Source organism: Bradyrhizobium sp. CFUWI (assembly GCF_056429085.1).
Map to the genome: position 1 here is coordinate 161743 of NZ_JBWJZE010000012.1, position 22943 is coordinate 184685.

At 63.2% G+C, this 22943-nt stretch carries 26 protein-coding genes; 9 read left to right on the forward strand and 17 right to left on the reverse strand.

Going from position 1 to position 22943, the window contains the following annotated elements:
- Positions 1-187: 187 nt before the first annotated feature.
- Positions 188-1063: a DMT family transporter gene (locus AC066S_RS25280; RefSeq protein ID WP_135171212.1), complete on the reverse strand. Its 876-nt coding sequence runs from the start codon at positions 1061-1063 to the stop codon at positions 188-190.
- A gap of 252 nt (positions 1064-1315) precedes the next feature.
- On the opposite strand from AC066S_RS25280, the gene AC066S_RS25285 reads away from it, so the two are divergent.
- A complete protein-coding gene (locus AC066S_RS25285) occupies positions 1316-1714 on the forward strand; it encodes a RidA family protein (RefSeq protein WP_135171211.1) in 399 nt (132 codons plus the stop codon).
- A 50-nt stretch (positions 1715-1764) separates the two neighbouring features.
- On the opposite strand, the gene AC066S_RS25290 is transcribed toward AC066S_RS25285, so the two are convergent.
- The 3 genes from AC066S_RS25290 to AC066S_RS25300 form a co-directional block, all read right to left on the reverse strand.
- Positions 1765-2310: a hypothetical protein gene (locus AC066S_RS25290; protein ID WP_164718584.1), complete on the reverse strand. Its 546-nt coding sequence runs from the start codon at positions 2308-2310 to the stop codon at positions 1765-1767.
- On the reverse strand, positions 2255-2605 hold the full coding sequence (locus AC066S_RS25295; protein ID WP_100174819.1) for a hypothetical protein: 351 nt from the start codon (positions 2603-2605) through the stop codon (positions 2255-2257). Before AC066S_RS25295 ends, AC066S_RS25290 begins: the two co-directional genes overlap by 56 nt.
- 196 nt (positions 2606-2801) lie before the next feature.
- A complete protein-coding gene (locus AC066S_RS25300; RefSeq protein WP_478270902.1) occupies positions 2802-3389 on the reverse strand; it encodes a formyltransferase family protein in 588 nt (195 codons plus the stop codon).
- Positions 3390-3932: 543 nt separating this feature from the next.
- Here AC066S_RS25300 and AC066S_RS25305 point away from each other — a divergent pair.
- Positions 3933-4151 (forward strand): hypothetical protein, encoded by a 219-nt coding sequence (locus tag AC066S_RS25305; protein ID WP_478270903.1) that lies wholly within the window; start codon positions 3933-3935, stop codon positions 4149-4151.
- A gap of 109 nt (positions 4152-4260) precedes the next feature.
- Here the strand turns inward: AC066S_RS25305 and AC066S_RS25310 are convergent, their stop codons facing one another.
- Positions 4261-4563, reverse strand: coding sequence for a hypothetical protein (locus AC066S_RS25310; RefSeq protein WP_028136298.1), 303 nt, complete (start codon positions 4561-4563; stop codon positions 4261-4263).
- 145 nt (positions 4564-4708) lie between these two features.
- Entirely contained in the window at positions 4709-4936 is a 228-nt protein-coding gene (locus AC066S_RS25315; RefSeq protein ID WP_126257550.1) for a hypothetical protein, read from the reverse strand.
- 277 nt (positions 4937-5213) lie between these two features.
- Between AC066S_RS25315 and AC066S_RS25320 the strand changes: the two genes are divergently transcribed.
- On the forward strand, positions 5214-6293 hold the full coding sequence (locus AC066S_RS25320) for an AI-2E family transporter (protein WP_235885214.1): 1080 nt from the start codon (positions 5214-5216) through the stop codon (positions 6291-6293).
- Positions 6294-6400: 107 nt separating this feature from the next.
- On the forward strand, positions 6401-6793 hold the full coding sequence (locus tag AC066S_RS25325) for an NUDIX hydrolase (RefSeq protein WP_126257552.1): 393 nt from the start codon (positions 6401-6403) through the stop codon (positions 6791-6793).
- 102 nt (positions 6794-6895) lie between these two features.
- Here the strand turns inward: AC066S_RS25325 and AC066S_RS25330 are convergent, their stop codons facing one another.
- The 3 genes from AC066S_RS25330 to AC066S_RS25340 all read right to left on the reverse strand — a co-directional run bounded on the left by AC066S_RS25330 (position 6896) and on the right by AC066S_RS25340 (position 8349).
- A complete protein-coding gene (locus AC066S_RS25330; protein ID WP_126257553.1) occupies positions 6896-7180 on the reverse strand; it encodes a hypothetical protein in 285 nt (94 codons plus the stop codon).
- Between the two features lie 160 nt (positions 7181-7340).
- Positions 7341-7577: a hypothetical protein gene (locus AC066S_RS25335; protein WP_126257554.1), complete on the reverse strand. Its 237-nt coding sequence runs from the start codon at positions 7575-7577 to the stop codon at positions 7341-7343.
- 637 nt (positions 7578-8214) lie between these two features.
- Positions 8215-8349: a hypothetical protein gene (locus AC066S_RS25340; protein ID WP_283805925.1), complete on the reverse strand. Its 135-nt coding sequence runs from the start codon at positions 8347-8349 to the stop codon at positions 8215-8217.
- A 25-nt stretch (positions 8350-8374) separates the two neighbouring features.
- Between AC066S_RS25340 and AC066S_RS25345 the strand changes: the two genes are divergently transcribed.
- A complete protein-coding gene (locus AC066S_RS25345) occupies positions 8375-11479 on the forward strand; it encodes a DEAD/DEAH box helicase (RefSeq protein WP_478270938.1) in 3105 nt (1034 codons plus the stop codon).
- Between the two features lie 437 nt (positions 11480-11916).
- A complete protein-coding gene (locus AC066S_RS25350; RefSeq protein WP_167767753.1) occupies positions 11917-12606 on the forward strand; it encodes a hypothetical protein in 690 nt (229 codons plus the stop codon).
- Between the two features lie 63 nt (positions 12607-12669).
- On the opposite strand, the gene AC066S_RS25355 is transcribed toward AC066S_RS25350, so the two are convergent.
- The 5 genes from AC066S_RS25355 to AC066S_RS25375 form a co-directional block, all read right to left on the reverse strand.
- Positions 12670-12912: a hypothetical protein gene (locus AC066S_RS25355; RefSeq protein WP_126257557.1), complete on the reverse strand. Its 243-nt coding sequence runs from the start codon at positions 12910-12912 to the stop codon at positions 12670-12672.
- 218 nt (positions 12913-13130) lie between these two features.
- Positions 13131-13301 (reverse strand): hypothetical protein, encoded by a 171-nt coding sequence (locus tag AC066S_RS25360; protein ID WP_164718586.1) that lies wholly within the window; start codon positions 13299-13301, stop codon positions 13131-13133.
- Between the two features lie 624 nt (positions 13302-13925).
- On the reverse strand, positions 13926-14186 hold the full coding sequence (locus AC066S_RS25365) for a DUF7662 domain-containing protein (RefSeq protein ID WP_478270904.1): 261 nt from the start codon (positions 14184-14186) through the stop codon (positions 13926-13928).
- A 36-nt stretch (positions 14187-14222) separates the two neighbouring features.
- The gene (locus AC066S_RS25370) at positions 14223-14528 is read right to left on the reverse strand and encodes a hypothetical protein (RefSeq protein ID WP_126257558.1); all 306 of its coding nucleotides are present in this window, start codon (positions 14526-14528) and stop codon (positions 14223-14225) included.
- A 194-nt stretch (positions 14529-14722) separates the two neighbouring features.
- On the reverse strand, positions 14723-15088 hold the full coding sequence (locus tag AC066S_RS25375; RefSeq protein ID WP_135171207.1) for a hypothetical protein: 366 nt from the start codon (positions 15086-15088) through the stop codon (positions 14723-14725).
- 558 nt (positions 15089-15646) lie between these two features.
- Here AC066S_RS25375 and AC066S_RS25380 point away from each other — a divergent pair.
- Complete coding sequence (locus AC066S_RS25380; RefSeq protein WP_478270905.1) at positions 15647-15811, forward strand: hypothetical protein; 165 nt, start codon at positions 15647-15649, stop codon at positions 15809-15811.
- 898 nt (positions 15812-16709) lie between these two features.
- On the opposite strand, the gene AC066S_RS25385 is transcribed toward AC066S_RS25380, so the two are convergent.
- Entirely contained in the window at positions 16710-16988 is a 279-nt protein-coding gene (locus tag AC066S_RS25385; protein WP_126257560.1) for a hypothetical protein, read from the reverse strand.
- On the opposite strand from AC066S_RS25385, the gene AC066S_RS25390 reads away from it, so the two are divergent.
- Together AC066S_RS25390 and AC066S_RS25395 are read left to right on the forward strand one after the other, a co-directional pair.
- Positions 16987-17217, forward strand: a complete 231-nt coding sequence (locus tag AC066S_RS25390) for a hypothetical protein (protein WP_126257561.1) — start codon at positions 16987-16989, stop codon at positions 17215-17217. The genes AC066S_RS25385 and AC066S_RS25390 overlap by 2 nt on opposite strands.
- Before the next feature lie 213 nt (positions 17218-17430).
- Positions 17431-18513: a serine hydrolase domain-containing protein gene (locus tag AC066S_RS25395; protein WP_135171205.1), complete on the forward strand. Its 1083-nt coding sequence runs from the start codon at positions 17431-17433 to the stop codon at positions 18511-18513.
- A gap of 6 nt (positions 18514-18519) precedes the next feature.
- Here the strand turns inward: AC066S_RS25395 and AC066S_RS25400 are convergent, their stop codons facing one another.
- Together AC066S_RS25400 and AC066S_RS25405 are read right to left on the reverse strand one after the other, a co-directional pair.
- Complete coding sequence (locus tag AC066S_RS25400) at positions 18520-21657, reverse strand: efflux RND transporter permease subunit (protein WP_478270906.1); 3138 nt, start codon at positions 21655-21657, stop codon at positions 18520-18522.
- Entirely contained in the window at positions 21654-22895 is a 1242-nt protein-coding gene (locus AC066S_RS25405; RefSeq protein ID WP_478270907.1) for an efflux RND transporter periplasmic adaptor subunit, read from the reverse strand. The genes AC066S_RS25400 and AC066S_RS25405 overlap by 4 nt, the downstream gene beginning before the upstream one ends.
- Between the last annotated feature and the right edge of the window lie 48 nt (positions 22896-22943).

Genomic DNA, 22943 nt, shown 5'->3' on the forward strand with positions numbered 1-22943 from the left:
AATCGAATTGCAGGCAGCAACAAATTGGCAACGAACCTACACGAAGTGCCCGACCTCGCGCCACCAAAACGGCAGGACGTCCGTTTCAACCCGCTGCTGTGTGGCCGAATATGCACGGTGGAGGGTCGCTCCAACGTGATCTAAATCACACGGCCACTTCGTTTTGTCGCGCGAGGCGGCGCGAGGTTCATTGGGCGCGGGTAGGAACCGGCGGCACCGGCTTCAGATTCAGGAGATTGCCGCACAGGATCAGCGCCGCGCCGAGCACGGTCCAGCCGTCGAGCCGCTCGGAATAAAGCAGCCAGCCGGCTGTCGCAGTCAGCGGAACCCGCAGGAAATCCATGGGCACCACGATCGTCGCATCCGCGTGGCGGAGCGCACTGGCGAGGCAATAATGGGAGAAGGTGCCGCAGACCCCGATGACGAACAGCCAGCCCCATAAACGCGGCGACGGCCAGATCCACACGGCGAGCGTCGGCAGCAAGCCCACGACGGCCTGCACCACGATCATCCAGAACAGGATCGACAATGCGCTTTCGGTCCGGGTCAGCGACTTCGCCAAGATCATGGAAATGCTGAAGCCGATTGCAGCCCCGAGCGCGATCAATTGGCCCGGATTGATCTCGCTGGTGGCGGGCCGAACGATCATCACGACGCCGACGATGCCGAGCACGACAGCGGCGATCTTCCAGAGCGTCATGCGTTCGGACAGGAACGTCGCGGCCAGCACGGCGGTCCAGATCGGCATGGTGAATTCGATCGCGACGACCTGCCCGATTCCGATCAGCGTCAACGCGTAGAACCAGCCGAGCTGGGCAAAATAATGCACCCCGTTGCGAGCGAGGTGCTGGGGCAGGCGCATGGTCGCGACCGCCTTGAAGCCACCGGCGCGGGAAATGATGGGCAGCAGGAGCGCGAACCCGATCACCGAGCGCACTTCCATGATCTGGAAGACGCTCAACTCGCGCGTGGTCTCGCGCCCGGCAACCGCCATCACCAGCATCAGCGACAGCCAGCCGGCCATCCACAGTGCAGCCATCGTTTTGGACTGTGTCGCGCTCATCGGCGGTGATTGCGGGAGGATGGAATGTGAAAGGACGGCCGGTATCGGCGACATCGCCACCGTTTGCAACGGCCAAATCTGCGGATGCAGCGATGCAGCGGGCCGTGCTAAAGCATGATCCGGAAAAGCGCGCAGCGGTTTTCCGGAAAGATCATGCTTAAACAGCAAGCTATGGCGCGATGGCGATTCATCCTCATCGCATCGTGCTTTAAGGCATCATCGAACAACAACAAAATCGGGAGAGCTTCGCTCATGCAGATCTTGCAGCCGGCCGAATGGAAGAAACCGCGTGGCTTTTCCCATGGCGTCGCGGTCGAGGGGCCGGGGCGCTGGGTGGTCCTGGCCGGGCAGACCGGCGGCGACGAGACCGGCAATTATGCGCCCGACCTGGCGGCGCAGGTCGAAATGGCGCTGAAGCGGATCATCAAGCTGCTGGACGAGGCGGGCGCGGGTCCGGAGCACATCGTCCGCCTGACCTGGTACCTGACCAGCCGCAGCGAATATGAAGCAGCCGGTGCCGGCATTGGTGCGGCCTGGAAGGAAACGCTCGGACGCAATTTCCCGCCTTCGACACTGCTCTATATCGGCGGCCTCGTGGACGAGCGGGCCAAGGTCGAGATCGAGGTCACCGCGTTCGTGCCGGCCGCATAAAAAATCGATCCGGCGGGGCCGCCGGATCGATTGTCAGATCGAGTGCTGGCTTACTTCGACAGCGAGATGTTCGCCCCGCGGAACTGGCTGTCCGCGCGTATCGCGACGTTCTGCTTGTTGCCGCTCGTCTTCAGCGAGATGTTGGCATTGAAGCCAGCGGCAGCGGCAACCAGCTCGAAATTGCCGCCGGCGCCACGCCCCTGGAGCGATCCAGAGATGTTGCGGCTGATTTCGGACCAGCTCCCGGAAATGGCGCTGCCCTCAGCCTTGAGGCTGGCCGCAAAGTTGAACTTGTAGGCGTCGCTGGCGCAGGTCAGGGACAGCTCCATGGTGGGGCCGATCGGGGCGTACTTGGCCCGACAGCGGATCCGTTCGGTCGAGCCGTCATCCAGAGCCACCGTCCCGGCGCCACTCCAGCTGCCCGCCATTGGGGCGAACGGGCTCGACTGGGCCTTGCTTTCAGTGCCGGCGATCCCTGCCGCAAACAAAACGGCGGCCGCGATCAGCAGCCGCCGGCTCCGGGCGCGAGCCTCGATTGGTTTATTGGCGCGATGCTTCCCATCGCCCGCTGCACGGTATGCCTGCAGATGCTCCATTCCACTTCCCCGATCCGGCGTTGCCGTTGAGTTGACCGTTGGCATATGCACCATTGATCGAAACTTTCACAAGACCCCCGCTGCCGATGGTGCCGGAAACGTTAGCGCCGGGCGCAGTGATCTTGCCGTCGGCAACCGTCAGCATGGAACTCGCGGTGGGTTCGCAGGAGCCGCTCTTGGTCACGATCGTGACCTGCCAGTTGCCGTCATAAGGCGTCTGGGCAAAGGCGGAAGCGGCGAGGGTGCCGGTGAAAACTGAAGCGGCACAGAACACCGCAATGCGAGCAAAACGCATAAATCCGTCCTTGAATGTGTCTGATATGCTGTCGCTTATCTGGACCAAATGTGACGGAAATTTGTTGCGATGCCAAATCGAAAATTGTTCCTGTGGGAACAATAGTTTATTTGCGTTTTCGGCTGCGATTTTCCAAGCGGAATCAATGCGGCTTCACGTTAAGGGTAAACGTCAGGAGCGAACTCTTGGACAGGCTTCACGAAAGGCTTGGCGCGGAGGTCGCGAACTGCTCGTCCTGAGTCTTGGCGGGCAGCGCCTTGTGCACCTTGGCGTAGTCGATCACATCGGCCAGGAGCTTGAGGCCGAGGGGGGCCAGCGCGCGCTCCCAGAGCTCTCGCGCCGTCTCGCCTTTCTTGACGAAGCACCAGTCCTGGGCGGCGATGGCGCCGGCGTCCATGCGGTCGGCGAGGTGATAGATCGTGCCGCCGGCGATCGGATCGCCTTCCTTGATGGTCCATTCCACGGCGGCCTTGCCGCGATGACGGGGCAGCAGCGAGGGGTGATAGCCGATCCCGCCGAACCTGGCGGCGGCGAGCGCGTCCTTGCCGATCCGGGCGTGGCTGTGCGCCGTGATGATCAGATCGGTATCAGGGGCAATCTCGGAGGCTATCACCAGCTTCGGGTTGGCCTGCACCACGACCTCGATGCCGGCTGCCTTGGCGGCCGCGGCGAGGCGATCCTCGGCGTCGGCCACCACGACCCGGACGATCGAAACGCCGTGCTCCCGGAGCATGTTCAGGGTTGTCACGCCGAAATGGCGGGAGCCGACGAGGGTAATGCGCATGGGTATCCGATCCGATCTCGCAACTGCGTCATCCCCGATAACACGTCCGGACGCCCTGTCACCACCCGCGCAGCGTTTGCGTGGGTTATCAACAATACGCCGAGGGCGCGGGCTGCGATCGACGTCATGATTGCGCAGCCAGCCGCCCCGGTGCCGCCATGGCGGGCGCAGATCGCGGCGCACTTGCTTCCGCGTCGCCGATGAGCGTTGCTGCAAGGCCACGGCGGGACGGCAAGCGTCCGATAAGTGGGTTTCTGTGTTTCGTTTTTAACAGAAGAACGCTGGGCGGGCTGATAGGATTGGGCGGACCGGGGCTGGCGACATTTCAACCCGCATCCGTTTTTAAACCCGGCTTGGGCCGCTGGCGCAATCGTCAGCGGCCTTTTCAATGCCGCGTATTGCGAAATCGCGGAATGGTAACGCGATCTCAACCAGCCCGGCGTATCGACTAATCCGTCGCGGATTTGTATTGCGTACCGCGACACCGAAAATGTCCCGCCGGCGCGGGTGCGCCGTGCGGGCCTTTTCGCCGGGACAAATTTCATGCCGCGCGCAATTGAGCAGATTGTCGACAGCTATGTGCGGCTGAAGAACCGCCGTGGGCTCGACGAGCTGATGATGCACAGGCAGCGGCTCGCGGTCGAGCTGAAGAGCAGGTCCGGCTATGATTTCAGCCTGCCGATCGGCCAGATCGACGAGGAGATCGCGATCATCGAGGCCGGCCTCAGCCGGCTCAAGGCAGATAGTTCCACGGCAGACTAGCGGGGTCTGCGAGGCAAGGCTACGGGGACGCCGCCGCGCCCGCTGCCCGCACCGCTACGATGACGCATGCAGCAGCGCCAGCTGATCGCAGGGCCGAGGCGTTTGTCGTTCAATCGCGACGGCCGCCGTCGATCACTGTGAACAATGGCCGCGCCGGGGTCGGCTCGACCAGCAATTCCTCCACCAGCGCGGTTGCCGCGTCGACGTATTTTCGTGTCGGCTTGTCGAGAGGCCGCCTGGCCTCATCGTCGAGCGCGACCTTTGCGGCTTCGACCAGCTTGCGCATGCGCGCCGCATGGTCGTCGCCCGCCGTCAGCGTCGCGCGCGCCAGCGAGCGCAGCACGAACAGCTCGCCCTCGAGGCGGAGCAGGCGGTCGTTGAGCCTGGTCAGGACGGCGTTGAGGTCGGCCATGATTTTGCTGGTTCGGCGCGAAGGATCCGTTCTGATCTAGCGGCGATCGGTGAACGGAGTCCAAATGGCGCCGCTGCAATTCGGCCTATCCTCCCGCCCGTCGCGGCGACCGCGCGGCGCAATCAAAGATGCGCGCGTGGGCCGCCTACCATTCCACGTCCGCCCAGCGCCTTCCGAACACGGGTGGCCGCGTTTTCACGGCTTGCCAGCCGAAGAAATGATGCTTGCCGGACCAGGCATGCACCACGCCGCTGCAGATGCTGCATTTGAAGTGGCCGGCGTGGGCTTCGCTGTGTTCCTCCCTGGTCGCGGTGTAGTTCATGCCGCAACCCGCACAGGTGAATTCTTCGATCGTCCAGATGCTGTTTGCCATTGCACGGAATGCTTTTTGGTGACCCCGATCCACGGTAGCCGCGGGCGTTTGCAGCGGCGTAAACCGGCGCGCGGGAATCCGGTTAACGGGCGTTAGCCAAGGCCGGCCGGCGTCGGGGGCGGCCGCGGTCGCGGATTGGCGGAATGGCCCGATGTGTTCCCAATCGCGGGGCCGACCGGTTCCAGTCGCCTTGACGCCGGATGCGTTGCTGGCAATAACGGCTGGGCCGCGCAAGCACCGGAAGTTTTGCGTTCATGCCGCAAGGAAAGCAGTGCCCGTGAAAAGTCTCCGTCAGCTCCTGACCGGAGAAGACGTCATCCAGCTCGTGATCCGGCTCGGCCTGCTCGCCCTGCTGATCATCTGGACCTTCCTGATCATCCGCCCGTTCGTGCCGATCCTGGCCTGGAGCGGCGTGCTCGCGGTTGCGTTCTATCCGGCCTTCAGCTGGGTCGCCAAAGCCCTCGGTGGCCGGCCCAAGACCGCAGCCGCGATCCTGACCATGATCACGCTCGGCATCGTCATCGGCCCGGCGACCTGGCTCGGCATCAGCGCGGTGGACGGCGTGCGCGAGCTGGCACAGCAGCTCGGCACCGGCGATCTGGCGCTTCAGGCTGCGCCCGAGCAGATCAAATCATGGCCGCTGGTCGGCCCCTGGCTCTACGAGCTCTGGGACCAGGCCTACACCAACGTCCGCGCGCTGGTGCGCGAGGTGGCGCCGTATCTCCAGCCGCTGGCGGGCCCGCTGCTGTCGCTTGCCGGCGATGCCGGCGTCGGCACGCTCCAGTTCCTGGTCTCGGTGTTCGTGGCCGGCTTCCTGTTTCCGCATGGGCCGAGGCTGGTCGCGGCCGGCCGCGGCTTCCTGTTTCGCATCGTACCGGAGCAGACCGAGCATTTCCTGTCGCTCGCGGGTGCGACCATCCGCGCCGTGGCGCAGGGCGTGATCGGTGTGGCGATCGTGCAGGCGCTGCTGGCCGGCATCGGCTTCAAGCTCGCCGCCGTGCCGAGCGCCGGCCTTCTGGCCTTCATCGTGCTGCTGCTCTCGATCGTGCAGATCGGCGCGTTCCTCGTGCTGCTGCCGGTGATCATCTGGATCTGGACCGCCAAGGACGTCACCACGGCGCTGCTGCTCACCGTGTTTCTCGTCCTCGTCGGCTTCATCGACACCATGTTGAAGCCGCTCGTCATGGGGCGTGGCCTGACCACGCCGACCATCGTGATCTTCGTCGGCGTGATCGGCGGCACGCTCGCCCACGGCATCGTCGGCCTGTTCATCGGACCGATCATCCTGTCGGTGGCCTGGGAGATGATGATGGCCTGGATCAGGACCGAGGACCGGGCAGGGGCGGGCAAGGACTGATCTCGCAGCCGACGGGTCGTGCCGCGCCGGGACAAAGCATGCTGCGAACTTGTCTGTTCCACTAGACAAGTTACGATCGGAACGATTCTGTTTCAACCACGGCAGCAATGGCGAAGTCTTCCAAACTGGTTGCCGCAAGGCGCGGCAAGGTACTGTTGGTCAGACGCCGGTCGGACGGCCTGTGGATGTTTCCGGGCGGCCGCAAGCGTGCGCGCGAGTCCGCCAAGGATTGCCTGCGGCGGGAGATCAGGGAGGAGCTGCCCAAGCTGAAGCTCGGCAGGATCAGTCTCTGGAAAGAAGTGAAAACCAGGAACAAGCGCTCCGGCCGCAAGATGAGCGACGCGATCTTCATTGCCAAGAGGGCCAAAGGCAGGCTGGCGATTGGCGACAAGAAGGAGATCGACCGCGCCGCCTGGCAGAAGCCGCGCGGCATCCGTCTGACAGCCACCTCGCGCTACATCCGCGACCGCCTGTTTCCGAGGAAGCAGAAGCGGAAGTGAGCTAAAGCATGATCCGGAAAAGTGCGCAGCGGTTTTCCGAAGAGATCATGCTTAAACAACAACCTAAAGCGCGATGATGATTCATCCTAATCGCATCGCGCTTTAGTCCTCGCGTCCGGCCGATCGCGTCCGTCCGGCGAACGCTCTCGACTGCGCCGCGCGCGGCCCCGGAGCGGCCAGTCTGGCTGCACCGGCTTCCCGCATCTCCTTGCGGGCTTTGCGCGCATTGCGCATCGCGCGCTTGATGAAGGGATGCTGGGAATCCTCGGCGAAGAACAGCACCACTTCGCAAGTCGGGCATTGCCTGGAATAGCCGTCCTGCAACCGCCCGGCGCGATCGCGAAACACGCTCTTGCAGCGCGTGCACTGAATCTGGACCGAACTCATGTGCGGACAACAATGACTTTGAAAAAATGGAATATTCAGCTGATCCCAAATGTCTGAAGAAAGCTTGAATGGCATCGCGGCGGATGTTGTAGAACGCGCGCGGCCTTCGGCCGGCCGCGGCCGGCGTCGGGAAAACCCGGTTCGAGCGGCAAGCTGGCCGCTATTGACCGGCTGCCATCGTGTCCAGGCAGTGGGTGAGAAAAGCGGTGCGATCCCTGGGCAGCACTTTCTCGAGATCCGCCTTCAGCGCGCATTCGCGCTGGCGCAGCTGCTCGGCCCGTCGCTTCTCGGCTGCCTCGCGATATTCCGGAGCAACCTTGCTCGGATCGACCAGCGGCTGCGAGCGGGCGGGTGCCATAGCAAGCAGCGCGATGGCGATGAAAAGGAATGGTTTCAAATGAGCCTCCGTAAAAGGCGGCATCCTAGCGCGCGGCGCGTGCGCGCTCAAATGCGGTATCCCGCTCCGGCGTGATTGAACGGGTCGAACGTTCAGGCCATCCCGGCGAATCTTTCGGGGGGCGGCGATGGAACGACTTGGCGTGGCAGGCGTCGAATCCTGGCTCGCGGTCCAACCCCAAGCCCCCCAAAAGCCCCGGGCCGTGAGAGAAAACCTTCCCCACAAAGGTTGGCGACCTCAGGGCCTCCGCGCTGAGGTCGTTTGTTTGCCGCAAGATGTGAACCAGGTCACAAGCGCGCGCTGAAATCGCTGCTATGAAGACGTCATTGCTTGACCAATTTATTTGAACGAAACGCCCCAGCGTGGCTCCAAGCGCTGGGGTTTTTCGTTTCTCTCCGTGCGCGGAATGGTTACAATCGCGCCAAGCGTCGCATCGACAGACGCAGCTCCCGCGCCGCGCCAGTTCCGTTCCACCGGTCGATCAGCAAGCCCTTGTGTCGGGATCGTTGCGCCGTGCCGAACGTTGCTCCCAGGCGTGCGTTCGCGGGGCAAATCTCATATGCATGGCGCGAAGTCGCCGAATCGGAATGAGGGCGGCTGGCGTTCAGTTGACGACGGTTTACGACCAGAAACGGATTCAAGTGAGGCTTACCAAGAAGGCGCGGGTGGCCAAGAGGTCGCCGAAGAAGACGTTGCCGAGCAGGACGTCGACAAGCAAGGCGTTGCCAAACAGGACGTCGCCGAGGACGAGCAAGGCGGTGCAGCGCGCCACGATCTCGTCGTCGTCGCCGCTCGGGGTGCTGGCTCTCCACCTGCTTGCCCAGTGGAAGCAGTCCGGACCCGGCGGCATCGTTTTTCTCGCCGAGAACGAGAACAGGGCGGAGCGGCTGGGCAGCGTCATTCACGCGCTCGACCCCGCTTGCGAGGTCCTGGTGTTTCCGCGCCTGAACACCTTGCCGTTCGATCAGCTCGAGCCGTCGCACGAGCTCGCGGGGCGTAGAGCCTCCGTGCTGAGGCGCCTCGCGAAATCCAAGAGGCCGCTGTTTCTCGTCTCGACGGCGGAAGCGGTGATGGAGCGCCTGCCGCCCCCGGCGAGCCTGGCGCGCCTCAGCCTGAGCTTGAAGGTCGGCGGCCCGTTCTCCGAGCGCGAGCTCGAGACGCGTCTCGAAGCCCTCGGATACGATCTCGACGACGAGCCGGATTATCCCGGCGGGGCGCTGTTCCACGGCCAGACCTTCGAGATCTTTCCCGCGGGCGCGCTGGGGCCGTTCCGGATCGAGCATTCGGATCGTGCGATCAAGCGGATCGTGGCGTTCGATCCGAACGAGCATAGGATCATCTTCGAGACCAGGGAGCTTCTCGTCGATCCCATGTCGGAGCGGCTTGGCCTTGCCGGCAAAGGCGGCAGGCGCGCGAGCCTGTTCGAATATTGCGGACGCGCCAAATGGATCGCCGACGCAGGCGTCCCGGCGCACGCCGACGGCTGGCTCGATACGATCGAGGAGGCCGCGCCGCGCGCCGAGCGCGAGCGCGAATATCTCGGACGGCGGGATTGGAAGCAGCTCTCCAGGGGCATGAAGGTGCTGCCGCGCGCGGCGTCCTTCCAGACCATCCCGGAGTTTTCGAAGCTGACATCCGCCAGGAAGGCGCTGCGTGCTTTCGTCGAGGAGACGCGGCGGGCGGGTTCGCGCCTGATCCTCGCCGCGGCGCAGGAGGACGACCTGCGCGTGATGGAGCGCATGAGCGGCCTCAAGGCGCCGCGCTGCGAGGACTGGGACGAGGCGGCGAGCGCGCGGAGCGGCGAGGCGGCGCTGCTGGCCGATCTCGATGCGGGCTTTGTCGTGCCGGGCAGAAAGCCTCTCGTCGTCGTGACGGCCTCCGACGTGCTCGGCAGCCGGGCGCATCATGCGCAGCCGATGGCGCGGGCCTGGAGCACGGCGTTCGACCATGCCGACGTGCCCGAGCAGGGCACGGTGGTGATCCATCTCCAGCGCGGTCTCGGCGTGCTTGACGGCCTGCAGACCGTCAACACCGGCGGTGGCGGCTTGCGGGAGATGATCCGCCTGAAGTTCGCCGGCGACAATGCGGTGCTGGTGCCGCCGTCCGATCTTGCCTTGATGTGGCCTTACGCGGCCGAGCTCGGCAAGCTCTCGCTCGACAAGGCGGACGGCAGCACATGGTGGGCCCGCCGCACCGAAGCGGAGCGCGAGATCCAGGCCGCCGGCAGGGCGCTCGCCAAGCACATCAGCCAGCGCCGCCGGCGGCGCGGCGAAAAGCTGGTGCCGCCGGGATCGGCCTACGAGAAGTTCGTCGCGCGCTTCCCTTACTTCACGACGATCGACCAGGCCAAGGCGATCCACGACGTGCTGGACGATCTCGCCTCCGGTCATCCCATGGACCGCGTGATCTGCGGCGACGTCGGATTCGGCAAGACCGAGGTGGCGCTGCGGGCGGCGGCGGCCGTGGTGCTTTCGGGCAAGCAGGTGGCGGTCGCGGTGCCGACGACGGTGCTGGCGCGCCAGCACGTCGCGACCTTCCAGAAGCGTTTTGCCCCGTTCGGCATCGAGGTCGGCAACCTGTCGCGCGCAACCTCGGGCGCGGAGCTGCGCGAAACGAGAGAGGGGCTGCGCAGCGGCCGGATCAAGGTGGTGATCGGCACGCAGGCACTCACCGGCAAGGACATCAGGTTCGACGATCTCGGCCTCGTCATCATCGACGAGGAGCAGCATTTTGGCGCGGCCGAGAAGGCCAAGCTCGCCGGCCTCGCCAAGAATGTCCATGTGCTGATGATGAGCGCGACGCCGATCCCGCGCACGCTCGCCGCCGGTCTTGCCGGCTTCCGCGACCTCAGCGTGATCGCCTCGCCTCCGGTGCACCGGCTGCCGGTCGCGACCCGGATCGCGCCGCTGTCGGATGCCGCGATCGCCTCGGCACTCTTGCGCGAGCAGCGCCGCCACGGCCAGAGCTTCCTGATCTGTCCGCGCATCCAGGATCTCGATCCGATGCTGGCGCGGGTACAGGCGGTGGCGCCGGACCTGCGCATCGTCTGCCTGCACGGCCGCTTGGCCGCGGACGAGATCGACGACCGCATGATGAGCTTCGTCGAGGGCAGGGCCGACGTCTTGCTCGCGACCAACATCGTCGAGAGCGGCCTCGACATTCCCCGTGCCAACACCATCGTGGTCTGCTGGCCGGAGAAGTTCGGCCTCGCCCAGCTGCATCAGCTGCGCGGGCGCGTCGGCCGCAGCGGCATCCGCGCCTTCGCCCATCTGCTGACCGAGACGCAATCCGGACAATCCGAGAAGCGCCTGGCCGTGCTCGAGGAGTTCAGCCGGCCCGGCGCGGGCTTTGCCATCAGCGAGCGCGACCTCGACCTGCGAGGCGCAGGCGACCTGTTTTCCGAGCAGCAATCCGGCCACGTCCAGGTGTTCGGGCCGGTGCTCTACAGTCACCTCCTCAAGATGGCTTCGGAGAAGCTCGACGAGGGGCAGGCGGTGTGGGTGCCGGACCTGAACCTGCCGCTCGGTGAAGTGCTGCCCGAGAGCTACGTGCAGTCCGAGCCGGTCCGGCTCGAGCTCTATGCCCGCGCCGCACGTTGCACGGATGAGGACGACCTCGAAGACCTCGAGGAGGAAACCGCCCGCCGCTTCGGACCCTTACCGAAGGTCGCGCGCGACTTCTTCGCCGCGGCGAGGCTCAGGATCGAATGCAAGCGCAGAGGCATCGTCCGCCTCGACGTCGGCCCGGAAGCTGCGGCCGCGACGTTCCTGCCCGGACGCCTGCGGAAGTCGCGGGGCAAGTCGCTGCAGCGCGCCGGCGACCGCGTGGTCTATCACGCCAAGATGCAGGACACCCCGTTCGAGCGGGTGGAGGAGCTGTTCGAGCTGCTGGACGAGGGATGAGGCGGCCTTCAAAACGCGAAAACAACCCCATGCAAAGTAGCTAAGTGCTGCTGGCACCAAGCTTTTTGAATCGGCGAAAAGCCGGCCGCAACCACCTGAGCGCACGCCTCGTCCTTCGAGACGCCCGCTTGCGCAGGCTCCTCAGGATGAGCCTAAGCAGCATCGGCGCTCGTCGAAACGATCGCGGCGCACCCGGTCCTCATCCTGAGGGCCCGCCAACGGCGGGCGTCTCGAAGGATGGCCACAGGCGAAATCGCTCCCAGCGACTGCCCCCGTACTCGAACGGAGGCGCCGGGCCCGTCAGCCGCCTCCGCCGCTAACGTGGAATTAATCCGAAATGCTCACAATTTTAGGCAGTTGTGTAAGGGTGCTGCGTACACGGACTCGTCGCGAGGACGTTCCAGGGGCGGCTTCCTGTTGCTCGCTCATTGGGGTCCATGCACGTGACCACGACATTCGAAACGGCAAGCTTTGCCGAAGAGCTCGACGCCGCAGCCCTTGCAGCCGCCGCGGCAGGGCACGAACCCGAAATGCCCGAAGCTTCGGAGCCGGCCAAGCGGCCCCGCCGAAAATCGATCCTGGCGCTTTCGGTGTGTGCCCTGGCCATCAACGGCGCGGCCGCCATCTACACGTCGCCGGCCGATTTTTCGTCGCTGAACCTCGGCAGCCTCGCCGAACTGCTTCCGCGCCAGGAAACGTCCGCGCCAAAGCCGGATCCGGTCGTCGCGGCCCTGAAGGACATTCAGGCAGCCCAGCAGCAACACACCGCCTTGCTGCAGCAGAACAATCAGGCAGCGGATCAGAACTCGGTTCTGCTGCAGCAGGATTCAATGCTGCTGCTGTCGCTGCGACAGAGCATCACGGACGAACGGGTCGATGTGAAGAAGATCTCGTCGCAGCTGTCGACGCTGATTGCGAAGATCGACTCGCTGCAGAGCACGGTGATGTCGGACGTCACCTCGTCCGTCCGAAGAGCGCATGCGCGCTACGGACTGTCCGCCGCGATGCGCAAGCGGATGGTGCGGGAGACGAAGCCCGTGGGCCCCGTGGGGCCTGTGGGGCCGGTAGGGCCGGTGTCGGTCGGCGGCGCGCCGCTGAGCGTGCCGGCTGCGGCGCCGGAGAGCTGACGTCACGTCAAGCTGATCAGCCCCGACGACGTCCGCGCTGGTCCGGCGCGCCGCGTCCGCGCGTCACTTCAAGGCGTGATCGATCTTGTGTCCCAAATGACCGGTGTCGTGATCACGGCGCAGCTGGCTCAGCGACGTCTCGTTGAGCTGGGCCAGGACCTCGCTGAGCTGCGTCGCATCGGGATACCCGGCCGCAAAACTCTTGCCGTAGATCTTGCGCAACGTGCCGACCAGCGTGTTGCCGTGCTTCTTGCTGATCCCGCCATCCTTGTCGCGGTGGCGACCATCCAGGCCCGGTTCCTTCATGCGTCTCTCCCGTGCGGCGTCTGAAGCGCCTGGAGAGAGCGTGCGCCCAAACCGGTGGACTGGCAATGGCACCGCGCGTCCGACGACGGCAAGCCAATGTCACGGAAAGAGCGCGCACTTAGCTCGGCAGCCTGTGAAGCCGCGAAGCAACGCAGCGCTGGCTGAAAATGCCCGTCGAACGTCGGCCGAGGCGGATAGCGGCAGGCGATCGCTCGGAACTAGGCGGCCTGCTCTTCAAACGAGGTGTAGACGCGGCCGCTGGGATCGACGACCCGAACGTCCCAGCACCCGTCCTCGACCAGCTCCTTGGCCTTCTTGAGGGCGGCGGCGAGTGAAGCCCGCTTCAGGCTGACGACGCCCGCCGTGTCGAAGCCGTTGATTTCAAACATGCCGCGCCTCCGATTTTGCTGAATCCTACACCTTTCCGGCCCGTTGTCTTCCGGCTTTTTGGGGGCAGGCTGCCTGGAGCCGCCACGGATGCGACGCAATGGCAGGTGCGGTAGTTGAGAGCACTGCGCACCGCAGCGCGCTAGCTCGGCTCTCCCGGCCTTAATCGAGCGGGATGGTGTCTACCCGCAGACACGGACGGCACTGGTAGGCATGCACTGCCGGTAGCGTGAAGATGGCCGGGAGCGTGGCCAAGAACGCCATCGGCCGTCTGCACTTGGAGCAGATCAGAACGGGCGGACTGTCTTTCGCTGCGCAGATCATCGCCAAAATGCCGGGAAGGGAAGGGCACAATAGGCGCATGCTGCGGGGAGTTCATCTCGGGGCGACTACTGGACTCTATCGGAAATTGGCGGATTCCTGCGACAAAGCGGCGCCGGCGGCAGCAACTGCACGACCTGTCAGACAGAGCGGCAGCGCGGCGAATATTCTCGTCGTTGAATGGCGCAGCCTAACGGCTGCATGGACAAGGGCATGTTCAGTTCCTCCCACTCCGCGGCCTCTGTGGATGGCTCCGATAATCGATCGCGGATCGGGGGCGAGAGGCCGAGGTGCTTCGTCGACGATCAATGGTGCTCCACGCCAGAACGATAGAATTCGACGATGCGGTGCTTCATTGATACCCGGACATCAAAGCCTGCGGACAACCACGCCTTCGCTTGTGGGCTTCTGCCATTTAGTGTGCTCCACCAGCTAGTGAATCTATAAGCCGACCTCGGCAGAGGCTTTCCCAATATCGATTCAACCTCAGCAAAGGTTAGCCGAAGTCTTGGACAGTTCTCCGTTAGCAATCTCTCGCGGAGGGGGCTGTAAATCGAGATTGGCATTGGCGAGCGTTATGGGAGTAATATTGACCAGGATTGTCACTGCGCCTTTTGACCGAGATCTCTCAAGAGCGCGTGGAGAAAGTCGCTGGCATGGTCATAATGTACGCCGTCATTCGCGATTTGACGGGCGCGCGGCTCCAGTATGCGACCGGCGGTTTCAGAGCCAAGCAGCTCAGCTCCTTCCGACCATTGCTCCAGCAATCTATCGGGAATGTCTTCAGCCGATCCAAACAGCTTCAATAAGCGATGTTCGCCATCGTGCTTGTGGTCGTGATGTGCTTTCGCTGCATAAAAAGCGAACAACCCACGAAAGGCATCACGGGAAACGGCAGGCTTTGCCATCGCAATGTCCCCCAATAAAATCGGCGGTATAATTCCAGAAATCTGGATCGTCGGCAAAACAAAAGCTAGGGGAAAATTTAATCGCGGCTCCGAAAATTGAATCGCGGCTCTGAAGATTTAATCACGGCCCTGAAAAGGAAGGTCAATAGAGCTGACGTTGACGCCTTCTCGCGGATCCGCGTCGATGCTCAACGTTACTTACCGGCGCTCCGCAACGGCAGCGCGAGCTGAACATCGAAACCTCTCGTCGCATGGGCGGCAATGAAAGCCTGCAGCGCGGACGAGACGTCGGCGTCAGAATCGGCTGCGCGCCGGGCGAGCGCGTCGGCGACCTCGGAGGTGGCGTCCCGTGACCAGCCTTCGCCCGGATTGAAGCACACAATCCGGGCGGGGTAGGCGTATTGACCGGAGAGAATGTGCTGCAGGACGGTTTCGAGATCTGTATCGGCTTCGTCCGTCTCGCGCCAAGCGCAGCCGGCACGCGCGCCAAAGTCCTCAAGCACCAAGTAAATGTCACGGTCCAGACGATCGGCCGGCACGATCGAGGGTGAGGAACGCATACGCAAACTCCGATATTGCGCTTGGCAGAGAGACGGCCCCGGCTGCAGGGGGGCTTTTGGGGTAGGCCGGGGCCGCTCCGCCAGCTCGGCGGCGAGCCGGCAGCGATTCAAGCATCAGGACGCCCAGGTGTTCCTTGGAGGTGTTCCTTGGAGGTGTTCCTTAGAGGTGTTCCTTGGAAAACCCGCGCGCAGGATGCCTCTCACTGGGTTCGCCTTGCAATTGTGCCAACCTCGTGGCGTAATGCTGAGATTGCCGGGATCGTTTTGTACTCTTGTCATTGTTATTTTATGAGGTCGTGATGAGTATTTCCGATCGGACTTCCTATCTTGCTGTCGCCTTGCACCAACGTATCGCATTTCTAGAAAGTCAGATTGCAGAATTGGGCCTCTTGCGAACTCGATTAATGCAAGCAGAGTTGCGCCGCCGACGCTCAAGGTCGCGCGGGAAGTCTGCGGAATCGAGCAGAGTAGATAACCTTCTGCACTCAACGAACCACTAGTTGCCAGCTCCCCCCTTGTAGCCCCAAGCTATAGACGATTCGTGAGTCGGGGGGATTCATGGAACGAAGGCCGTTTGAAAGCATGTCGATTGAAGAGCTGTGGCAACTCCACAGTGTCGTCAATGACATTCTTGCCACGAGACTCGTGGCCAAGAAGGAAGAACTGGAGAGGCGGCTTGCGTTTCTCAACCGCGAAGACAATACCCCTCGCGGCCAGCATTGAGTGAGAGGTGGTGGCTCAGTAGGCCGCCCGTGCCGGCCGGCGCATTGGTGGGGTTGGTCGCATCGCTGCCACCGCGCACGCTGGCGGGACCCTTACGCTGGCAACGTGGCGTGCCGCGCCGATCGTGCGGAACGTCGCGGCATGAGCCGCAGGATCTGTCTTGAGGCAGCGCGAGCGGTCTTGCTGGCCTGGATGACTAAGTTTCGCTCAGGTGTATGATTCCCCGGGCGGAGCTTGATTCGTCATGCTGGAAAGCATCTTGGTCTTGCTGGGAATTGGAAACGCGGCAGTCCTGTTCATCGCCCTGTGGGGCGCACATAACCGCCCGCGCCTCCGTTAGCTAGCTCGCTCGTCCAGAAGATTTAGGATGGTCCGCGCTCTGTCCACGCTGGCGGGCCCGCCGGCTATGCTCCTTGGGCAAGCTCCAGAAGTCGGCAAATTAACCATTAAAAAATAAATGTCATTAAATGAATTAAATGGTGGACAAGATTTAAAGTTGGGCTAGAATGCAAATGCTTGGCGCCGGACGGACGCGTCAAGGACCTCCTGGAAGCGGCCCCATCATCCTGCCCCCCTGCTTACGCCGTTCAAGGGATGTAGGGGCCGCTTCTGGCAAATTGGGAGGCGAATCATGCAGTTCCTTTCCTTAGGTGACTTGTTTTTCATCTCCGCAGCAGCGGGTACGCTCCTACTGGTTGAGATCGGAGTCTTGATCATTGTGGGCGTGATCTGAGCAGGACGTTCTCCGGTCAATTTCAATTTAAGCGCTTCGCCCCGATCGACGTCAGGCCGGACGTCGGCGCCGCGGGCTTGTCACCAATGGTCTAATTAGCTGGCGGATCCATCTGACTGGGCACCAGCTTCAATCCAGAGCGCGGCGATCGGTGGCGGCTATTGATCAATACTCGTCGCGGTAATAGCGGTGTCGCCACCGTGGGCGGTACTCCTCCCTGTAGTATCGGCGCGGCTCATAGTAGGCGCGGGGTTGGCGCGCGGCTTGATACTCCGGCGGAATGACGCCGTTCGGATAACATCTTCCGTAGATGTCGGTATCAAACCCGTAGCTGCACGGCCCTTCACGGACCTGAACCAGGTTGGGCGTTTCGGTCTGGTTGACTGCGGGTGTCGCGAGCTGGAGCGCAAGGACTGCAGCAGCTGCTGCACTGGACAAGGGCATGTTCAGTTCCTCCGGTGGTGTAGAGCTAAACGCCGCAGAGACGCGCGCGGTTTCCAGGGCAAGAAAATGGTTTTTCGCTCAAGCCGTCGCGGCATTCATGGTCTATTCATCACGGCGCGCGGGGAAGGCGTCGGTGATGTCGACGTCTTTCTCGTCAGACAACGCCACGCTGGCGCTTGCGCGACGACAGCAACATTTTGGCCAGGACGACGCAAGTGTGGGAGTTTGACTCACGGCAGTCAGGCCAAACGCAACGCTGGCCCCATTTCGGCGCTTGCGGACAGAAGCGGATATCGACCTGCCGACAACCCGAGATGAATCCGTCTCAATGGCCCAATGCTGACATTCGCCGGGACATGTTGATATAAGGCGATACCCCCGGATACGAGGACGTTAGGCTTTGCCAAATCGTCGCCAGATATTGTCAGGAATAGCAACAGCCATGGGTTCGCAAATCCTGCCGGCTCGGGGGCAGCAACAGCCCACGTTTCCTTCTGACCAATTCGCCACCGAGGTAATCAGACGGCTCGATCAAGCAGTCGCCGAGCGACGTGTGTGGAATATTCACGGTCTTCTTGTTCTCAAGAACGGAGAACAGATCGTCGAGCGCTATTTCGAGGGTCAAGATCGCGAGAGGGGCGTTGGCGATCTCGGAACGGTGAAGTTCTCGGTGGAGACGCTCCACGATCTTCGATCCTGCTCGAAGAGCATCGTGGCTTTGCTCTATGGAATCGCTCTTCAGCAAGGGAAGGTGCCGGCGCCGGAGGCGAGCCTGCTTTCCGGATTCCCGGAGTATCGTGATCTTGCCGACGAGGAACGCTCGCGCGTGACCGTCCATCATGCGCTGTCGATGACGATGGGAATGGATTGGGATGAGAGCAGCTTACCTTATGCCGATCCCCGCAACAGCGAAACCGCAATGGACAACGCTACCGACCGTTATCGTTACATACTGGAGCGACCGGTTGTCGATAGGCCTGGTGCGCGCTGGAATTATTGCGGCGGAGCGACCGCGTTGCTCGCCCGGCTGATCGCCAAGGGATCAGGCAAGTCACTGCACGACTTCGCACGCGAGGCGTTGTTCGATCCGCTCGGCCTGGGGCCGACGCAATGGGCCGCCGGGCCCGATGGTGAGCCATTCGCTGCCTCAGGCGCCCGGATGTCGGTTCGCGACCTCTCTCGGATCGGAACGCTGATGCTCTCGGGTGGGCAGCTCAACGGCCAGCAAATCGTTCCTTCGGAGTGGATCACTCGTTGCACGACGCCGGTTGTCAGTTCCGACGAGCTTCGCCGGTATGGCTATCAGTGGTTTCTCCTCGACGTGGCTTTCGGCAAGCCGAAGGGATGGGCGGCCGGGCGCCTGGAGCGTATGTGGCTGGCGCAGGGGGAAGGCGGCCAACGCTTGTTCATCATTCCTGCGTTGCAGCTCGTCATTGCCTTGACGGCTGGAAACTACGGGATGGAAGATCAGTGGATTCCGCCGACGCGCGTGCTGCGGGAAATCGTTTTGGCGAGCGTGCCTTAGCCTTTTTCATCGGGACAACTCGTCAGTTTTGACCTTGGCTCTCATCTTCATCCGCTCCCGCAGACGCTGAAACGTCACGTAAAGCATCGGCACCAGGAAGATTCCGATCGAGCTGGCCGCGAGCATACCTGCAAAGACGGCTGTCCCGACGGCCCTGCGGCTGAGCTCCGCAGCGCCGGTCGCGATCACGAGCGGCACGAGACCAAAAATGAAGGCAACGGAGGTCATCATGACCGCGCGGAAGCGCATATGCGCGGCCTGGATCGCAGCGTCCTCGAGCGCCACGCCTGCCTCGCGTTGCTCCTTGGCGAATTCAACGATCAGAATCCCGTTCTTGGCGGCGAGCGCAATCAGCACCACCAGCCCGATCTGGCCGTAGAGGTCGAGATTGAGGCCGGCGAGCTTGATGCCGACATAGGAGCCGAGCACGCCGACGACAACGGACAGCAACACTGGGATCGGGATCATCGTGCTTTCATAGAGCGCCACCAGGAACAAATAGGCAAACAGCACCGCAAGCATCAGAACGATACCGGTCTGGCCGGCGGCCTGTTGTTCCTGATAGGCGGTGCCGGTCCACGCGAAACTGTAACCCGCAGGCAGTACGCTATTCGACACATCGGCCATTGCGGCCATCGCAGTGCCTGACGAAACTCCGGGCGCCGGGCTGCCGTTCACCGTCACCGAGCGGTAATTGTTGTAGCGGGTGATCACCTGAGGGCCGGTCACGATCCTGATCCCGGCCAGTGATCTGATCGGTACCATTTGCCCGGTGGCGTTGCGCAGATAGATGCGCCAGATATCCGAGATGTCGCTGCGATCGAACGCCTCGCCCTGGACGTTGACCTGCCAGGTGCGGCCAAACCGGTTGAAGTTGTTGACGTAGATGCCGCCAAGCGTCGCCTGCAGGGCGGTGAAGATGTCGTTGATCCCCACGCCGAGCGCCTGCGCCTTGCCGCGGTCGATGTCGAGATGGATCGACGGATTAGTCGCAGTGAAGGTGGAAAAGACGCGCGCCAAACGTGGATCGGCGTTGGCGGCTCCGATCAGCGCGTTTGTGACGCTCGAGATCTCGGCCGGGCTCTGTCCTTCCAATGCCTGAAGCTGGTATTCGAACCCGCCGCCGGTGGAGAGTCCGATGATCGGTGGCAGGTTGAACGGCAGTACATTGGCCTGTCGGACCTGCGCGCCGGCGGCAAAGGTCTGCCGGATCAGCGCTTGCGCAGAATCCGCTGCCGCCTTGCGGTCGGCAAATGGCTTCAGGCGGGTGACGACGAGGGCGCTGTTCGATTCCGATGCGCCGTCGAGCAGGGAAAAACCGACGATGGCAAGAACGTGGTCAACGGCCGGCATCTGCTTCAGGACGTCTTCGACCTGCCGGGTGACCTCGCTGGTTCGCGCCACCGATGCGCCGTCCGGAAGTTGGACCGACGTGAAGAAGGCGCCCTGATCTTCCTCGGGCAGGAAACCCGTCGGCGTGATCAGCGACATGCCGAAGATGCCGGCGGCAAAGAGCAGGACGAGCAGAACGGAGAGGCCGGCCATGCGCACGAGGCGTCGGACGCCGCTGCTGTAACGGTCACGAATCCAGTCGATGGAGCCGAGGACGCGGCCGATGATGCCGCGCCTTGGCCCCGTGTGGCGCAGGAACAGCGCGCACAGGGCGGGCGACAGTGTCAGCGCGTTCAACGCCGAAATCATCATCGCGGCGCTGATCGTCACCGCGAACTGGCGAAAAAGCGTTCCGGAAACGCCTGGAATGAATGCGACGGGTACGAAGACCGACAGCAGCACCAGGGTAATGGCGATGATCGGCGCGGTGATCTGGGTCATGGCCTTCTTGCTGGCTTCGGTCGGCGAAAGGTCCGGTTCCTCCTGCATGACTCGCTCGACGTTCTCGACGACGACGATGGCATCGTCCACGACGATGCCGATCGCGAGCACCATCGCCAGCAGGGACACTGTATTTGCCGAATAACCCAGCACCAGCAGGACGGCGAAAGTGCCGATCAGGCTCACTGGTACCGCGATCGCCGGGATCACCGTCGCCCGGAGATTGCCGAGGAAGAGGTACACCACGATCACGACCAATACGAAGGCCTCGCCCAGCGTCTTCAACACCTCCGCGATGGTGTCGCGCACGAAACTCGTGGAATCGTATTGCACGAGGTAGCTCAGTCCGGTCGGGAAGTGCTGCGACAGCCGCTGCATCGTCGCCGCCACCGCTTGTGCGGTGGTCACCGCATTGGCGCCCGGCGCCAGATAGATCGCGACCGGGACGGCTGCGCGTCCGTCGATCCGCGCTTCGCTGTCGAGGTTTTGCGCGCCCATCTCGACGCGGGCAACGTCCTTCACCAGCAGGGATGAGCCGTCCGGGTTGGCGCGCAGCACGATATTGGCAAATTGATCGACGGTTGCGAGCCTGCCCAGGGTCTGCACGTTGAACTGGAATTGCTGGTCGTCACTGATCGGGCGCGCGCCGATGCGGCCGACCGGCGCCTGAACGCTTTGCGTGCGAATTGCGGCAATGACGTCCGACGGCGTAAGGTTGAGGCTGGTCAGCCGCTGTGTGTCAAACCAGATCCGCATCGAGTAGTTCATCTTGGCGAACAGATTGGCCTGGCCGACCCCCGGGGTGCTCGCAATCGCATCGAGCACGTTGATGATGGCGTAGTTTGTGATGAACAGCGGATCCTGTTCGCCATTAGCGCTGTAGAGCACGAGGAATTGCAGGATCGACGAGGACCGCTTGCGCACCGTCACCCCCTGCTGCTGCACTTCGGTCGGCAACTGCGACAGCGCGCTCTGCACGCGGTTGTTGACATTGACGGTGTTGATGTCGGGGTTAGTGCCGAGCGCGAACGAAACCGTCAGTGTGTAGCTTCCATCGCTGGCGCTGGTCGATTTCATGTAGAGTGCGCGGTCGACGCCGATGATCTGTGCCTCCAAGGGCTGGGCGACGCTGCTCTCGACGACTTCGGCGGATGCACCCGGGAACGTGCCTGAGACCGTGACTTGTGGCGGCACGATGTCCGGAAATTGCGCCACCGGGATCTGCATCAGCGCGAGCGCGCCCGCGATGGTGATGATGAAGGCGATCACCATTGCGAGCCGCGGACGATCGATGAAGACCGCAGATATCATGGCTTGTCGTCCGCCCGGCCGGCTTTGCCGGAGGTGCTGGGAGCTGCCTGCGGAGCCGTACCATCCGCAGCCTTCATGCTCGACAGGATCAGGGGACTTGCCGGTCCCGGCAAAACGACCTGGCCGGGGCGAACCCGCTGCAGGCCCTCGACGATGACGCTGTCTCCGGCCGCGAGCCCGGCGATGACCGCCGCGATGGTCGGGGTCGATTGCCCGAGCTGGATGCGGCGCTGCTCGGCCTTGTTGTCGGCGCCGACGGCGAGAACATAATGGCCCTGCTGATCGGAGAGCACGGCGGAGCGCGGGATCGCTAGCACCGCGATCGGTTGGACGCCCTCCAGCACGACGGTAACGAACTCACCGTCGGTCAACTCGTGAACGGTGACGCCGGCCGCCGAGGACGCCCGCAGGATAGGATTGCCGATCTCGCCGCGCACGGTGATCGTGTCGGTGTTTTGGGCGATGGTGTTGTCGACGAAATTCAGTTTGCCGGACTGGCCGTACATGCGGCCGTCGGGTAGTCGCAGCCTGATGACGACGGCCTCCAGGCCTCCTTGCGGCGCGTATCGTTCCCGCAATTCCAACCCCTGGCGCAGCGGCACGGGGAAGGTGACGTACATCGGGTCCTGGCTGACGATGGTGGTCAGCACGCCCGAGCTTGGGCCGACAACGTTGCCTTCGGTCAATGCCGTGCGTCCGATCTTGCCGGCGATCGGGGCGCGGATCGTCGTGTAGTCAAGGTTGATCCGGGAGGCCTGAACCTGGGCTTGTGCGGCCTGGACCTGGGCTTCGAGGCTGAGCTGGTTCGCAATGGCGGCGTCGTAGGTGGACTGTTGCCCGGCAGGGCCTCCGAGCAGAGTCCGCGCGCGTTCCGTCGTCTGTTTGGCATTCTCGAGTGTGGCCTGAAGTTGAGCTACCTGCGCCTGTTTCCATGCCAGATCCGCTTCGAACGGACCGCGCTCGAGCCGGTAGAGCTCATCGCCTTTGCTGATCTCGGCGCCTTCCTCGAAGAGGCGCCGTTCCAGAAATGCAGTGACGCGCGCAACGACATTGACCCGATTGATCGCTTCGATCCGCCCGAGAAATTCACTCCTCTCCGTGATCGGTCGCCTTGTCGCTTCCACGACGCCGACCGCGGGTGGGCCAGGGGCGGCGGGTTGGGTCCGGGCCCACCCGCTGGCGATGATCGTCAGGAGAATTGCCGCCAGCAGCCTCATCGAAACGCCAGCAAGGTTCATGGTCCGCTCCTTGCAACCAGGCTTGGGACCGGGCCGATGCTTCACCGG

What these genes read in the sequence shown, in the direction of transcription:
- AC066S_RS25280 (WP_135171212.1), bottom strand. Translation starts at nt 1,063, where the DNA reads ATGAGCGCGACACAGTCCAAAACGATGGCTGCACTGTGGATGGCCGGC.
- AC066S_RS25285 (WP_135171211.1), top strand. Translation starts at nt 1,316, where the DNA reads ATGCAGATCTTGCAGCCGGCCGAATGGAAGAAACCGCGTGGCTTTTCC.
- AC066S_RS25290 (WP_164718584.1), bottom strand. Translation starts at nt 2,310, where the DNA reads ATGGAGCATCTGCAGGCATACCGTGCAGCGGGCGATGGGAAGCATCGC.
- AC066S_RS25295 (WP_100174819.1), bottom strand. Translation starts at nt 2,605, where the DNA reads ATGCGTTTTGCTCGCATTGCGGTGTTCTGTGCCGCTTCAGTTTTCACC.
- AC066S_RS25300 (WP_478270902.1), bottom strand. Translation starts at nt 3,389, where the DNA reads ATGCGCATTACCCTCGTCGGCTCCCGCCATTTCGGCGTGACAACCCTG.
- AC066S_RS25305 (WP_478270903.1), top strand. Translation starts at nt 3,933, where the DNA reads ATGCCGCGCGCAATTGAGCAGATTGTCGACAGCTATGTGCGGCTGAAG.
- AC066S_RS25310 (WP_028136298.1), bottom strand. Translation starts at nt 4,563, where the DNA reads ATGGCCGACCTCAACGCCGTCCTGACCAGGCTCAACGACCGCCTGCTC.
- AC066S_RS25315 (WP_126257550.1), bottom strand. Translation starts at nt 4,936, where the DNA reads ATGGCAAACAGCATCTGGACGATCGAAGAATTCACCTGTGCGGGTTGC.
- AC066S_RS25325 (WP_126257552.1), top strand. Translation starts at nt 6,401, where the DNA reads ATGGCGAAGTCTTCCAAACTGGTTGCCGCAAGGCGCGGCAAGGTACTG.
- AC066S_RS25330 (WP_126257553.1), bottom strand. Translation starts at nt 7,180, where the DNA reads ATGAGTTCGGTCCAGATTCAGTGCACGCGCTGCAAGAGCGTGTTTCGC.
- AC066S_RS25350 (WP_167767753.1), top strand. Translation starts at nt 11,917, where the DNA reads ATGCACGTGACCACGACATTCGAAACGGCAAGCTTTGCCGAAGAGCTC.
- AC066S_RS25355 (WP_126257557.1), bottom strand. Translation starts at nt 12,912, where the DNA reads ATGAAGGAACCGGGCCTGGATGGTCGCCACCGCGACAAGGATGGCGGG.
- AC066S_RS25360 (WP_164718586.1), bottom strand. Translation starts at nt 13,301, where the DNA reads ATGTTTGAAATCAACGGCTTCGACACGGCGGGCGTCGTCAGCCTGAAG.
- AC066S_RS25365 (WP_478270904.1), bottom strand. Translation starts at nt 14,186, where the DNA reads ATGCCAATCTCGATTTACAGCCCCCTCCGCGAGAGATTGCTAACGGAG.
- AC066S_RS25370 (WP_126257558.1), bottom strand. Translation starts at nt 14,528, where the DNA reads ATGGCAAAGCCTGCCGTTTCCCGTGATGCCTTTCGTGGGTTGTTCGCT.
- AC066S_RS25375 (WP_135171207.1), bottom strand. Translation starts at nt 15,088, where the DNA reads ATGCGTTCCTCACCCTCGATCGTGCCGGCCGATCGTCTGGACCGTGAC.
- AC066S_RS25380 (WP_478270905.1), top strand. Translation starts at nt 15,647, where the DNA reads ATGGAACGAAGGCCGTTTGAAAGCATGTCGATTGAAGAGCTGTGGCAA.
- AC066S_RS25390 (WP_126257561.1), top strand. Translation starts at nt 16,987, where the DNA reads ATGTTCAGTTCCTCCGGTGGTGTAGAGCTAAACGCCGCAGAGACGCGC.
- AC066S_RS25385 (WP_126257560.1), bottom strand. Translation starts at nt 16,988, where the DNA reads ATGCCCTTGTCCAGTGCAGCAGCTGCTGCAGTCCTTGCGCTCCAGCTC.
- AC066S_RS25395 (WP_135171205.1), top strand. Translation starts at nt 17,431, where the DNA reads ATGGGTTCGCAAATCCTGCCGGCTCGGGGGCAGCAACAGCCCACGTTT.
- AC066S_RS25400 (WP_478270906.1), bottom strand. Translation starts at nt 21,657, where the DNA reads ATGATATCTGCGGTCTTCATCGATCGTCCGCGGCTCGCAATGGTGATC.
- AC066S_RS25405 (WP_478270907.1), bottom strand. Translation starts at nt 22,895, where the DNA reads ATGAACCTTGCTGGCGTTTCGATGAGGCTGCTGGCGGCAATTCTCCTG.